This is a genomic window from Lysobacter dokdonensis DS-58 (genome assembly GCF_000770795.1).
GTDB lineage: Bacteria > Pseudomonadota > Gammaproteobacteria > Xanthomonadales > Xanthomonadaceae > Noviluteimonas > Noviluteimonas dokdonensis.
Map to the genome: position 1 here is coordinate 1 of NZ_JRKJ01000023.1, position 13,735 is coordinate 13,735.

Here is a 13,735-nt window from a genome sequence, read left to right on the forward strand (position 1 = left end):
GGCGCGGATGCTGCGTACGTCGAACACGTCCGCCACGCGAGCCACGACCCCGCGCTGCTGCAGGCCGGCGCCGCGCTCGCAGGCAACCGCATCCCCGAAGCCGAAACGCTGCTGCGCGCGCACCTTCACCGCGCACCGACGGACGTGGCCGCGATCCGCATGTTCGCCGAGCTCGCCGCGCGTGTCGGCCGCAGCGAGGAAGCCGAACATCTGCTGTCGCGCGCGCTCGAACTCGCACCGAGCTTCCACGCCGCGCGTTTGCACCATGCGCTGGTGCTGAACCGCAACAACAAGCCGGCCGACGCGCTGGCGCAGGTCGAGCGCCTGTTGCGCGTGGACCCGAACAACCCGGCGTATCGCAATCTGCACGCCGTCGTGCTGTGCCGCATCGGCGAATACGCGCGCGCACTCGACATCTACGCCCGCCTGCTGCGCCAATACCCGGCGCAGGGCAAGATCTGGATGAGTTACGGGCATGCGCTGAAGACCGAGGGCCGGCAGGACGAGGCCATCGCCGCGTACAAGCGCTGCATCGCGCTGGATCCGTCGTTCGGCGAAGCGTGGTGGAGCCTGGCGAACCTCAAGACGTTCCGATTCGATGCGACCGACCTGGCGACGATGCGCCGGCAACTCGACAAGGACGCCTTGCCCGCCGAGCATCGTTTCCACCTGGAATTCGCCCTCGGCAAGGCGCTGGAAGACGCGGGCGAATACGCCGAATCCTTCGTGCACTACGACAACGGCAACCGGCATCGCCGCGAAACGATCCACTACACGCCCGAGGACAACACGGCGCGCGTGCGCCTGATCAAGCGCACCTACACCAAAGCCTTCTTCGCATCGCGCGCCGGTAGCGGATGCGACGCGCCCGACCCGATCTTCATCGTCGGCATGCCGCGCGCGGGCTCGACCCTGATCGAGCAGATCCTGGCCAGCCACTCCGCGGTCGAAGGCACGATGGAATTGCCGGAGATCATCGCGATCACGCGGGAGATGCGCCGACAGGTGGACGCCGCGCAATCGCAGCCCTATCACGAGGCGCTGGCCGAACTCGATCCTGCGCAGTTGCGCGCACTCGGCGAGCGCTACCTCGAACGCACGCGCGTCCATCGCAAGACCGGCGCGCCGCGGTTCATCGACAAGATGCCAAACAACTTCGCGCACATCGGCCTGATCCAGCTGGCGCTGCCGAACGCGAAGATCATCGACGCGCGCCGCCATCCGATGGCCTGCTGCTTCTCCAACTTCAAGCAACACTACGCGCGCGGGCAGAACTTCAGCTACGGCCTCGAGGACATCGGCCGCTACTACCGCGACTACGTCGAGGCCATGGCGCACTGGGACGCCGTGCTGCCCGGCCGCATCCATCGTGTCGACTACGAACGCATGGTCGCCGACACCGAAGGCGAAGTGCGCCGCCTGCTCGATTACCTGGGCCTGCCCTTCGAGGCCGGCTGCCTGCGATTCCACGAAAACGATCGCCCGGTGCGCACCGCGAGTTCCGAACAGGTGCGCCGGCCGATCTACAAAGACGGCGTCGACCAATGGCGTCATTACGCACCCTGGCTCGGTCCGCTCGAGGCGGCGCTGGGTCCGGTGCTCGAGGATCCATCGTTGTCCTAGCAGATCGGATTTCCACACCTTGGGAGGGGAGCTGGATGCATCGTTCAAGTCAGACATCGCGAAAGAACCGCCACGTGTGCAAGCGCTTGCCGCTGGTGGCCGCCATCTACCTCGCCTTCGGATCCGCCCTCGCACAGGAGGCCGCGCAAACCCCGCCCGCCCAGGCGCCCGCACGGCAAGCGGTGCTGGACACCGTCACGGTGACCGCGCAGAAGCGCACCGAGGACGTGCAGAAGGTGCCGATCAGCATCCAGGTGCTCGGCAAGGAAAAGCTCGACGAGCTCGACCTGAAGGATTTCAACGATTACGCGGCCTACGTGCCGGCGCTGTCCTTCGACACCGGTGAAGGCGGCAGCGCGGTGCCCTACATGCGCGGCGTGGCCAGCGGAGAGAACAGCAACCACTCGGGCCCGCAGCCCAGCGTGGGCGTGTACTTCGACGAGCAGCCGGTGACCACCATCGGCGGCGTGCTCGACATCAACCTGTACGACATCGACCACGTCGAAGCGCTCGCCGGCCCGCAGGGCACGCTGTACGGCGCGAGCTCGCAGGCGGGCACGCTGCGCATCATCACGCGCAAGCCGGACAAGGAAGCGTTCTCGGCCGGCTACGCATTCGGCGTGAACACGCTGACCGGCGGCGACAACGGTTTCGTGGCCGAAGGCTTCGTCAACCTGCCGATCGGCAAGAACGCGGCGATCCGCGTCGTGGCGTGGGACAAGAAGGACGCCGGCTACGTCGACAACAAGCCGGCCACGCGCACCTTCCCCTCGTGGGACGCCGACTCCGGCGGCAACGGCACGATCACCAACGTCGGCACCGTCGCCGAGGACAACTACAACGACATCTTCACCCGCGGCGCGCGCGCGGCGTTGCGCTTCGACTTCGCCGAGAACTGGTCGGTCACGCCGATGGTGATGACGCAGAAGACCGACAGCTACGGCAACTTCGCCGGCGACGACCACCTCGGCGACTACATCGTCAACAAGTACTACCCCGAAAGCGCGACGGACGACTGGACCTCGGCCGCGCTGACGGTGGAAGGCAAGATCGGCAACTTCGACCTGACGTATGCGTACTCGCACCTGCGCCGCGAGATCGACAGCGAGTTCGACTACAGCGATTACTCGTTCTGGTACGACAGCCTGGATGGATCGGGCGCTTACTTCTACGACGACACCGGTGCGCTCATCAATCCCTCGCAGATCATCGTCGGCGTGGACAAGTACACCAAGCAGAGCCACGAGCTGCGCATCGCCTCGCCGAGCGACGAGGACTTCCGCTTCGTCGCCGGCGTGTTCTTCCAGAAACAGACGCACGACATCCTGCAGCAATACAAGGTGATCGGCGATCTGGCGGCCTCGCTGGAAGTGACCGGTTGGCCCGACACGATCTGGCTGACCAACCAGGGCCGTCGCGACACCGACGAAGCGGCCTTCGGCGAAGTCTCCTACGATTTCAACGACCACTGGACCGCCACGGTCGGCGCGCGCTATTTCCGCTACGACAACAGCCTGCGCGGGTTCTTCGGTTACAGCGCCGGGTACAGCAGCAACTACGGCGAAGCGTTGTGCTTCCTCGACACGCCGTACCACGGCGCGCCGTGCGTCAACCTGGACAACACGGTCAAGAAGAGCGACACGATCTTCAAGGGCAACCTGACCTACCACATCGACGAGAACAAGCTGATCTACGGCACGTGGTCGGAAGGTTTCCGGCCCGGCGGGTTGAACCGCAACGGCAACGTCGGTCCCTACCTGCCCGATTACCTGACCAACTGGGAACTGGGCTGGAAGACGACGTGGCAGGACAACCGCCTCGCGTTCAACGGCGCGGTGTTCCAGGAAGACTGGGACGACATCCAGTACTCGTTCCTGCCGCCGAGCGGCTCGGGCCTGACCGTCATCCGCAACGCGGGCAATGCACGCGTGCGCGGCCTGGAAATGGACCTGAGCTGGGCGGCGACCTACAACTTCCGCCTCAACGGCGGCGTGGCCTTCTACGACGCGGAGTTGACGAAGGAGTACTGCGGCTTCAACGACCTCGCGGGCAATCCGGTGACCGCGTGCCCGCCGGGCACGGTGAATCCGAACGATCCCCTCGATCCGGACGACGACGAAGTGGTCGACGGCGCGCAGGCGCCGGTCGGCACGCGCCTGCCGGTGACGCCGCGCTTCAAGGGCAACGTGACGGGGCGCTACGCGTTCGACATCGGGTCGCTGGAGTCGTACGTGCAGGGCTCGCTGGTGCACGTCGGCAGCCGCCCGGCGGCGTTGACGCGCGAGGACCTGGCCGCGTTCGGCGACCTGGATTCCTACACGCAGTTCGACTTCTCCGTCGGCATCCGCAAGGACACCTGGTCGCTGGACTTCTTCCTGAAGAACGCCTTCGACGACCACCCGGAGCAGACGCGCTTCGCGCAATGCGCCACCGATACCTGCGGCTTCCAGTCGTACACGGTGCACGGCGCGCCGCGCAGCATCGGGATCCGGTTCTCGCAGGAATTCTGAGACGATTTGCCAACCACCGGTGGCGGCCCCACGCCGCCACCGGTTTTTTTTTCACCCGACGAAGAGGGATAGCCCCCCGATGACCCGTACGTTGCTGGGCGCGATGCTCGCGCTGACCATCGCCGCGCCGTGCGCCGCGGCCGACCTGACGCCCGAACAGGCGCGCGCGCGCGAGATCTATTCGACACTGATCGCGTACAACACCGCCGAAGGCAACGCGCAGGTGCCGGTGATGGCCAAGTGGCTGGCGAAGCAATTCCGCGACGCGGGGTTCGCCGAAGCCGACATCCACGTGTTGCCCGTGGGCGAGACCGCGTCGCTCGTCGTGCGCTATCCCGGCGACGGCAGCGGTGGCAAGCCGATCCTGTTGATGGCGCACATGGACGTCGTGGCGGCCGATCCGAAGGACTGGAAGCGTGATCCGTTCAAGTTGGTCGAGGAGAACGGGTATTTCTTCGGCCGCGGTACGAGCGACGTGAAGGATGGCATCGCCACGCTCACCGCGACCTTCCTGCGGTTGAAGAAGGAAGGCTTCGTGCCCACGCGCGACCTGGTCATCGTGTTCACCGGCGATGAGGAAACGCAGATGGCCACCACGCGCGATCTCACCACGACGCATCGCACGCTCATCGACGCCGAGTACGCGCTCAACGCCGACGGTGGCGGCGGGACGCTGGAAGAAGACGGCACGCCGCGTTCGTACAGCATGCAGACGGCGGAGAAGACCTACGCCGATTTCGAACTCACGACGCACAACCCCGGCGGCCACAGCTCGCGGCCCACGCCGCGCAACGCGATCTACGAACTGGCCGATGCACTCAAGAAGGTGCAGGCGCATGCGTTCCCCGTGATGTGGAACGACACGACCGTCGCGGAGTTGCGCGCCGAGGGCAAGGTCGCGCCGGGCGCGGTGGGGGCGGCGATGGCGGCCTTCGCGAAGGACCAACGCGACGCGAAGGCGATCGCGACGCTCGCCGCCGATCCGGGCAGCGTCGGCCGCATCCGCACGACGTGCGTGGCGACGATGCTGCGCGGCGGTCACGGACGCAATGCGCTGCCGCAATCGGCGACCGCGAACGTCAACTGCCGCATCTTCCCGGGCACGCCGGTGGACGACGTGCGGAAGACCTTGCAGGGCGTGGTCGGCCAGGACGTCGAAGTGACGACGATCGGTTCGCCCGTCTCCAGCGATGCCTCGCCGCTGCGGCCCGATGTCGTCGCCGCGGTGACGCGCGCGGTGCACACGCTGTATCCGGGCATCGAGATCGTGCCCAACCAATCCTCGGGCGCGACGGACGGGATGTATTTCCGCTCCGCGGGCATTCCGACGTATGGCGTGTCGGGGATGTTCGCGAAGGACAGCGATGCGTTCGCGCACGGGCTGGACGAGCGCGTGCCGGTGAAGGGGTTCTACGACGGGCTCGATTACTGGTACGTGTTGCTGAAGGACCTGGCCGGGAAGAAGTAAAAAAAAAGGCGGCCCGAGGGCCGCCTTTTTTCTTGCGCGCGGGGTTACTTCACCCCGTGCATCAACTTCTGGATCAAGGGCGCGATCAGGAACAACGCCACGCCGCCCACCATCAGGATGATGAAGCCCTGCGTGTAGCTGGCGTACGCCGAATCGATGGTCATTCCCGTTTCGCCGCTCGCGTGGCTGGCGAAAATGCCCGACAGGTTGTTGCCGATGCCCGTCGAGAGGAACCAGCCGCCCATGCCGAAGCCCACCAGGCGCACCGGCGCGAGCTTGGTGGTCATCGACAGGCCGATCGGCGACAGGCACAGCTCGCCCACCGACTGGATGACGTAGACCATGAAGAGCGTCCAGAACGGGATCTTGCCGGCGACGACCATGCCCGACAGCGCGGCCATCAACAGCAGGAAGGCCAGGCCGTTGAAGATGATGCCCAGGCCGAACTTGCGCGGGATCGACGGGTTGTGGCGGCCCATCTTGATCCACGTCCACGCCACGATCGGCGCGAGCGTGATGATCGCCAGCGAGTTCACCGACTGGAACCAACCCACCGGGAAGATCCAGCTGCCGAAGTTGCGGTCGACGATCTGCTCGGCGAGGAAGTTGAACGAGCTGCCCGCCTGTTCGAAGAAGCACCAGAACAGGATGTTGAAGGTGAAAATGATCAGCATCGCAATGGCGCGGTCGCGCGCGACCTTGCCGTCGCGGATGCCTTCCATCAGCAACATGCCGCACAACGCGAGGAACAACACCGTCAGCACGGCCTGCAACTTCGCCGCGTCGATGGCGAGCAGGAAGTAGTACACCGGGATCGACGCCAGGCAGAACGCCAGCACGTACAACACCTTGTGCTTGCCGCCCGCCCCTTCCGCCGGCCGGCCGATGCCACCAAGCTGGCGGCGTCCGAACCAGAACCACACCAGGCTGATCAGCATGCCGACGCCCGACACCATGAAGACGATCTTGTAGGTCGGCATCTCCGGCGTGCCGCCGAACATGTGTTCGGCCATCCAGCCGGTCAGCAGCGGCGCGATCATCGCGCCCAGGTTGATGCCCATGTAGAACAGGGTGAAGCCCGAATCGCGGCGCTCGTCGCCCTGCGCGTAGAGCTTGCCGACCATCGTCGAGATGTTCGGCTTGAACAGCCCGTTACCCGCGATCACGGTGGCGAGACCCACCTTGAAGACCGTCTCGTCGGGGTAGGCGATCATGAACAAGCCCGCCGACATCACCACCGCGCCGAGCAGGATCGAACGCTGGTAACCGATCACTCGGTCGGCGATGTACCCACCGAAGATCGCCGCGGCATAGACCAGTGCGAGATACGCGCCGTAGATGCGGCTCGCCGGCGCCTGGCCTTCGCCGCTGCCGTCGAAGAACGCCTGCACGATGTACAGCGTCAGTGCCCAACGGATCCCGTAGAACGCGAAGCGCTCCCAGAACTCCGTCATGAACAACATCCACAACGGCCTGGGGTGTCCCAAGACCTGTCGGAATTCCGGAATGGGCGCGCTCGCGCCCGATGTCGCCGCTGAACTCATGCGGTGCCCCTGATTTCGAATCGATGGTGCGCCAGCCGGGATGGCAGGCAATCCGGTCGAGGTTTACCGGCTAGCGAGGGGCCAAGTCAAACCGGCGAGTTGTGATGTTGCGCCGCAGCAAGAGGCGTCGCGCATTCAGGCGGGCGGCTGGGCGTGCGCGGGCAAGCCGATCACCGTGCGGACTTCGAACAGCTCCGGGAAGAAGGTCAGCTCCAGCGCCTGGCGGAGGAATCCGACGCCACTCGACCCGCCGGTGCCCTTCTTGAAGCCGATGATCCGCATCACCGTGCGCATGTGGCGGAAGCGCCAGAGCTGGAATTGCGTTTCCAGGTCGACGAGGTCCTCGCACAGGTGGTAGGCCTCCCAGTTGCCGCGCGTGTTCTCGTACACCGCTTCGAACACCGGGACCAGCTCCGCCGAGAACGCGTGCGGTTGCGACCAGTCGCGGTCCAGGTGCCTGGCCGGGATCGGGTGGCCGTGGCGCGCGAGGTACATCAGCGTCTCGTCGTACAGGCTCGGCGCATCGAGCACGGCCTTCAGGCGCGCCTGGCCGTCCGGGTCGTAGGCGAACACGCGCAGCATCTGCGCGTTCTTGTTGCCCAGCAGGAATTCGATGGTGCGGTACTGCAGCGACTGGAACCCCGACGATGGCCCGAGGATCTCGCGGAATTCCATGTATTCCGACGGCGTGAGCGTCTCGAGCACCGACCACATCTCTGTGAGCTGGCGCAGCACCTGCTTGCAGCGCGCGAAGATCTTCTGGCACGGCTCCAGGCGGTCCGCGCGCAGGTGCGCGATCGCCGCCGACAGCTCGTGGACCAGCAACTTCATCCACAGCTCGGAGACCTGGTGCTGGACGATGAACAGCAACTCGTCGTGGTGCGGCGGGTTCGACAAGGGTTGCTGCGCGGACAACAGACGCCCGAGTTGCAGGTAACCGCCGTACGTCATCCGCCCTTCAAGGTCGACGTGGATGCCTTCTTCGAGCGGGCGCTGGTTGTCTTCGATGGCCATGCTCACACCCGTGTTTGCCGCGTTGCAGCGCGAAAGAGTAGCGCGGGACGGATAGAGTAAGACAGCGGTCACACCCGGCGGGGACGATGCCGGGGGCGCTCCGCGCTACACGACGCGCCAACCAAGGCGCGCATTCCAATCATTTCGGGGGTTACATCGATGTCGAATCGGAACGTGCGCCGCCTGGCGCTCGCGGCAGGGTTGTTTTGCGCCGGCATGGGCGCCGCGCAGGCGCAGGTGGTGATCAGCCAGGTGTACGGCGGCGGCGGCAACAGCGGCGCCACGCTCAGGAACGACTTCATCGAACTGCGCAACAACGGCACGGTGGCCGTCGACGTCTCGACCTGGTCGGTGCAGTACGCCTCGGCGACGGGCGCCTCGTGGCAGCGCACCAACCTCGTCGGCAGCATCCCGGCCGGCGGCTACTACCTCATCCAGGAAGCGCAGGGCGCGGGCGGCACCACCGCCCTGCCGACCCCGAACGCGATCGGCACGATCCCGATGGCCGGCGGCGCAGGCAAGGTCGCGCTCGTCACCAACCAGGTGAGCCTCACCGTCGCGTGCCCGACGGCGAACGTCGCCGACTTCGTCGGTTTCGGTGCCACCGCCAATTGCTTCGAAGGCGCCGCACCGACCGCCGCGCCGTCGAACACCACGTCCGTGCTGCGCAAGAACGCAGGCGCGCAGGACACCAACCAGAACGGCGACGACTTCGCCACCGGCACGCCGGATCCGCGCAACGGCGACTCCACGCCGCCGCCGCCCGTCGACCCGCCGATCGCACTGACGATCCACCAGGTGCAGGGCGCCGGACTCGCTTCGCCGTACGCCGACAAGCGCGTGATCGTCGAAGGCATCGTCACCGCGCTGAAGTTCAACAACGGCTTCTTCCTGCAGGCCCACGATGCGGACGCGGATGCGGACTCCGACACGTCCGAGGGCGTCTTCGTATTCACCTCTTCCGCGCCGACGGTCGCCGTCGGCGACCGCGTCAAGGTGACGGGCAAGGTGCAGGAATACACGCCGTCGACCAATCTCAACCAGTTGAGCATCACCGAGATCGTCGAGCCGTCCATCGAGAAGGTGTCCTCGGGCAACGCACTGCCCGTGATCGTCGCGCTCGGCGCGTACGACCTCTCCACGTCCGCGACGCCGGGGACGCTCGAACGCCTCGAGGGCATGCGCGTGTCGCTGGCCGAAGCCGTCGTCGTCGGCGCCTCCGACGGACGCATCACCGAAACCACCGCGACGGCCTCGACCGACGGCGTGTTCTACGTGACGCTGCCCGACGTCGCGGTGCCGTTCCGCGAGCCGGGCATCGGCGTGATGGATGCCATCGCGATCCCCGCCGGCAAGAATCCGCCGCGCTTCGACACCAACCAGGAGCGCCTGATGGTCCGCAGCCGCGGGCAGGTCGGGGCGAATGCACTGGCGCTGGACAACGAAGCCATCGTCGCCGGCCTGTCCGGCGTGCTCGATTACTTCGACGGCACGTGGGCATTGCTGCCCGACGCCGCGACGCCGCCGCAGGCCGTCGGCGGCAAGACGCCGATCTACGTTGCGCCCGCGAAGCACGAAGAAGCCACCATCGGCGGCTTCAACCTGCTGCGCTTCTTCGACGAGGTGAACGACAGCAACGGCGCACCGACGCTCACGCCCGCCGCGCTCGACTTCCGCCTGGGCAAGACCGCGCGCGCGATCTGCGAAGGCCTGCAGGCGCCGGACATCCTCGGCGTCGTTGAAGTCGAGAACATGCACGTGTTGCAACTGCTGTCCGAGCGTATCGACGCCACGTGCGCCGTCGCCCCGCATTACGTGCCGTACCTGGTGCAGGGCAACGATCCGGGCGGCATCAACGTCGGCGTGCTCGCGTCCACGCGCGACAATGGCGCGGGCGTGCCGCGCGTCGAAATCGTCGATGTCACGCAGTTCGGCAAGGACGCGACCTTCGCCAATCCGAACGCCACCACGAGCCTGCTCAACGACCGTCCGCCGCTGCTCGTGCGCACCGTGATCCACCAGGACAACGGCGCGTCGTATCCGGTCAGCGTCATCGTCAACCACCTGCGGTCGCTCAACGGTGTCGACGACAGCACGCCGGGCAGCAACGGCTGGTCGAGCGAAGGCGCGCGCGTGCGCGGCAAGCGCGCGGCGCAGGCGGCGTACCTGGCCGGTCTGGTGCAGGAACTGGAAACGCAAAATCCGAGTGAACGCTTCGTGCTGGTCGGCGATTTCAACGCGTTCGAATTCAACGACGGCTACGTCGACGTCATGGGCGTGGTGAAGGGCACGCCGGTCGCCGACGACCAGGTGCTGACGGCGATCGCCTCGCCGCTGACGACGCCGCTGCTCGACGGCAAGGACTTCGTCGCCGATCCGAACGAGCGCTATTCGTACGTGTTCGAAGGCAACGCGCAGACGCTCGACCACGCGCTGCTGAACCAGGCCGTCGTCGACAGCGCGCTGCATGTCGAAGTCGACCATGCGCGCATCAACGCCGACTTCGGCGTGCACCACTTCGGCGATGCGACGCTGCCGATCCGCGTGTCCGACCACGACCCGGTGCGGGTGCGCATCGCGGTGCCCGCCTTCCGTTCGGCGGACCTGCGCACGACCTTGTCGGCGCCGGCCACCGCGCATCCGGGGCAGGTCGTGCATTTCGATGCGGCGGTGTCGAACGCAGGCCCGAACGACGCGGAGAACGCGAGCGTGGCGTTCGTGTTCGACGGCGCGTGGTCGCCGTCGACGACCGCGCCGGGCTGGGCGTGCGATGCGCCCGTGCAGGACGCCGCGACCACGACGGTGATCTGCCGCAACCCGGTGTTCGCCAGCGGCGCTGCGGCCGACTTCGACATCGATGTCGCGGTGCCGCAGGCCATGGCCGTCGGCACGCTGAAGCTGGCTGCGAGCGCGGCCTCGTCCATCACCGATCCGGCCAACGCCGACAACGGTGCGACGGCGAGCGTTGCGATCGCGGCGCAGGCCAACCTGATCGCAGCGATCACCGGTTCTACGCTGCCGGTGAAGGCCGGCGCGAAGACGCAGGCGCCGGTGCGCGTGCGCAACACCGGCCCGGATGCGATGTGGCAACCGACCATGACCCTGACCGGCGACGTGCCGGCAGGCCTGGTGACCCTCGCCGTGCCGGCGGGCTGGTCGTGCACGACGATCAATGCGGGCACGGGCTTCCAGTCGAACTGCCAGTACGGCGATTGGCTGGCGGCCGGGCAGATGCAGACCTTCCCCGTCTCGATCGTGGTGCCCGGACCGCCGGGCCGCACGATCACGCTCACGGTGCAGGTGGCCTCGCCCACCACGCCCGACAGCCGCCCGCAGGACGACACGGCGACGGCGGTGCTGCGCGTCGCACGCTGAGGGCGGCCCGCGGCGCAACGGGAACGCGGCCTGCGGGCCGCGTTTCCTTTTCCGGCGTGACGAGGGGCAGGCACGGTCTTGAACCGGCTGCGGGTATCATCCGGGGTTCCTGTCGCCCGAGACGAAGTCCGCATGACCCTCGCCGCACAGTTCCAGATCGAATACCTGCAATACCTCGGCCCCGACGGCAAGGCGGTCGCCGAACTGCCGCAGGCCTTCCGCGATGCATCGGCCCTGGTGCCGCTGTTCAAGCAGATGTTGTACGTGCGCACCTTCGACGCGAAGGCCATCGCGCTGCAACGCACCGGCAAACTCGGCACGTATGCCGCGTGCCTCGGCCACGAGGCCACGCACGTGGGCATCGGTGCCTCGATGCAGCCCGACGACGTCTTCGCCCCCAGCTACCGCGAGTACGGCGCGCAGTTCATGCGCGGCGTCAAACCGCGCGAAGTGCTGATGTACTGGGGCGGCGACGAACGCGGCAACGATTTCTCCGGCCCGAAGCACGACTACCCGTGGTGCGTGCCGATCGCCACGCAGTGCCTGCACGCCGCGGGCGCGGCGCTCGCGTTCAAGCTGCGCGGCGAAAATCGCGTTGCGGTGACGTGCTGCGGCGATGGCGGCAGTTCGAAGACCGATACGTACGCGGCGATCAACTCCGCCGGTGCGTACACGCTGCCGTTCATCCAATGCATCATCAACAACGGCTGGGCGATCTCGGTCCCGCGCACCGCGCAGACCGGTGCGCAGACGCTCGCGCAGAAGGGCCTGGCCGGCGGCCTGCATTGCCTGCAGGTGGACGGCAACGACCTGATCGCCGTGCTCGAAGGCATGCGCCGCGCGGTGGTGCGCGCGCGCAACGGCGAAGGCGGCAGCGTCATCGAATTCATGACCTATCGCCTGCACGACCACACCACCGCCGACGACGCGCGCCGCTACCGCGACGAAGCCGAGGTCAAGGACGCATGGACGCGCGATCCGGTGCCTCGCATGCGCGCGCACCTCACCGCCAACGGCGCCTGGAACGAGGCGCAGGAAGCGGCGTGGATCGAGGAATGCGGCAAGTTGGTCGACGTGGAAATCAACGCATATCTCGAAAGCAAGGTACAGCCGGTGACGGCGATGTTCGACTATCTGTATGCGGATCCGCCGCCGGACCTGCTGGCGCAACGCGCCGCCGCCGTCGCACTGGAGGGCAAGCCCCATGGCTGATGCCGCTCCCGCGATCACATTGATCGAAGCGATCACGCAGGCGCTCGCGTACGAAATGCGCGCCGACGACACCGTCGTCGTGCTCGGCGAAGACGTCGGCGTCAACGGCGGCGTGTTCCGCGCCACCGCCGGCTTGCAGGCGACCTTCGGCCCGCAGCGCGTGCTCGACACGCCGCTCGACGAAACCACCATCGCCGGCCTCACCGTCGGCCTGGCCTCGCAAGGCATGAAGCCCGTCGCCGAAGCGCAGTTCGACGGCTTCGTGTACCCGATGGTCGACCACATCATCTGCCATGCGGCGCGCTTCCGTTACCGCACGCGCGGGCGCCTCACCTGCCCGATGGTGCTGCGCGTGCCGTGGGGCGGCGGCATCCGTGCGCCGGAGCATCACTCCGAAGCCAACGAAGCCATCTTCACCAACGTGCCGGGTTTGCGCGTCGTGTTGCCGTCCTCGCCCGCGCGCGCCTATGGCCTGTTGCTCGCCGCGATCCGCGACCCGGATCCGGTGATCTTCATGGAACCCAAGCGCATCTACCGCCAGTACAAGGAAGTCGTGCCCGACGACGGCGAAGCCTTGCCGCTGGACGTGTGCTACGTGCTGCGCGACGGCACCGACGTGACGCTGGTGACGTGGGGCGCGCAGGTGAAGGAATGCCTGGAAGCCGCCGACGCGCTCGCGAAGGACGGCATCAGCGCCGAAGTCATCGACGTGGCGACGCTGCGTCCGCTCGACTTCGCCACCATCGCCGAATCGGTCAGCAAGACCGGTCGCTGCGTGATCGTGCACGAGGCCCCGAAGACCGCGGGCTTCGGCGCGGAGATCGCCGCGCGGCTTGCCGAAGAGTCGATGTACGACCTCGTCGCGCCAGTCGAACGCGTCACCGGTTACGACACCCACATCCCGTTGTTCCGCCTCGAGATGAAGTACCTGCCGAGCGTGGACAAGATCGTCGCCGCCGCCAAGCGCGCGGCCGCGCACGCATAAGGAC

8 protein-coding genes are annotated in these 13,735 nt (G+C 66.9%); 6 read left to right on the plus strand and 2 right to left on the minus strand.

Annotation, left to right across the window (positions count from 1 at the left end; genetic code table 11):
* The 3 genes from LF41_RS14145 to LF41_RS14155 form a co-directional block, all read left to right on the plus strand.
* Positions 1 to 1,623, plus strand: a 1,623-nt coding sequence (locus LF41_RS14145; protein WP_036171071.1) for a tetratricopeptide repeat-containing sulfotransferase family protein, incomplete at its 5' end; no start/stop codon positions are given.
* Between the two features lie 74 nt (positions 1,624 to 1,697).
* Positions 1,698 to 4,133 carry a TonB-dependent receptor gene (locus LF41_RS14150; protein WP_036171076.1) on the plus strand — a complete coding sequence of 812 codons (2,436 nt, stop codon included), beginning with the start codon at positions 1,698 to 1,700 and terminating at the stop codon, positions 4,131 to 4,133.
* A 79-nt stretch (positions 4,134 to 4,212) separates the two neighbouring features.
* Positions 4,213 to 5,601 carry a M20/M25/M40 family metallo-hydrolase gene (locus tag LF41_RS14155; protein WP_036171079.1) on the plus strand — a complete coding sequence of 463 codons (1,389 nt, stop codon included), beginning with the start codon at positions 4,213 to 4,215 and terminating at the stop codon, positions 5,599 to 5,601.
* A 44-nt stretch (positions 5,602 to 5,645) separates the two neighbouring features.
* Here the strand turns inward: LF41_RS14155 and LF41_RS14160 are convergent, their stop codons facing one another.
* The gene (locus tag LF41_RS14160; RefSeq protein WP_036171084.1) at positions 5,646 to 7,145 is read right to left on the minus strand and encodes a peptide MFS transporter; all 1,500 of its coding nucleotides are present in this window, start codon (positions 7,143 to 7,145) and stop codon (positions 5,646 to 5,648) included.
* Positions 7,146 to 7,280: 135 nt separating this feature from the next.
* Entirely contained in the window at positions 7,281 to 8,159 is an 879-nt protein-coding gene (locus LF41_RS14165; protein WP_036171087.1) for a tryptophan 2,3-dioxygenase, read from the minus strand.
* Between the two features lie 159 nt (positions 8,160 to 8,318).
* Here LF41_RS14165 and LF41_RS14170 point away from each other — a divergent pair, with 159 nt between their 5' ends.
* The 3 genes from LF41_RS14170 (at position 8,319) to LF41_RS14180 (ending at position 13,731) form a co-directional block, all read left to right on the plus strand.
* Complete coding sequence (locus tag LF41_RS14170; RefSeq protein ID WP_052116473.1) at positions 8,319 to 11,534, plus strand: lamin tail domain-containing protein; 3,216 nt, start codon at positions 8,319 to 8,321, stop codon at positions 11,532 to 11,534.
* Positions 11,535 to 11,666: 132 nt separating this feature from the next.
* On the plus strand, positions 11,667 to 12,746 hold the full coding sequence (pdhA, locus tag LF41_RS14175; protein ID WP_036171090.1) for a pyruvate dehydrogenase (acetyl-transferring) E1 component subunit alpha: 1,080 nt from the start codon (positions 11,667 to 11,669) through the stop codon (positions 12,744 to 12,746).
* Positions 12,739 to 13,731 carry an alpha-ketoacid dehydrogenase subunit beta gene (locus LF41_RS14180; protein WP_152600031.1) on the plus strand — a complete coding sequence of 331 codons (993 nt, stop codon included), beginning with the start codon at positions 12,739 to 12,741 and terminating at the stop codon, positions 13,729 to 13,731. The genes pdhA and LF41_RS14180 overlap by 8 nt, the downstream gene beginning before the upstream one ends.
* The last annotated feature ends 4 nt before the right edge of the window (positions 13,732 to 13,735 follow it).

Coding starts and splice junctions, on each gene's coding strand:
- LF41_RS14155 (WP_036171079.1), top strand. CDS start 4,213: ATGACCCGTACGTTGCTGGGCGCGATGCTCGCGCTGACCATCGCCGCG.
- LF41_RS14160 (WP_036171084.1), bottom strand. CDS start 7,145: ATGAGTTCAGCGGCGACATCGGGCGCGAGCGCGCCCATTCCGGAATTC.
- LF41_RS14165 (WP_036171087.1), bottom strand. CDS start 8,159: ATGGCCATCGAAGACAACCAGCGCCCGCTCGAAGAAGGCATCCACGTC.
- LF41_RS14170 (WP_052116473.1), top strand. CDS start 8,319: ATGTCGAATCGGAACGTGCGCCGCCTGGCGCTCGCGGCAGGGTTGTTT.
- pdhA (WP_036171090.1), top strand. CDS start 11,667: ATGACCCTCGCCGCACAGTTCCAGATCGAATACCTGCAATACCTCGGC.
- LF41_RS14180 (WP_152600031.1), top strand. CDS start 12,739: ATGGCTGATGCCGCTCCCGCGATCACATTGATCGAAGCGATCACGCAG.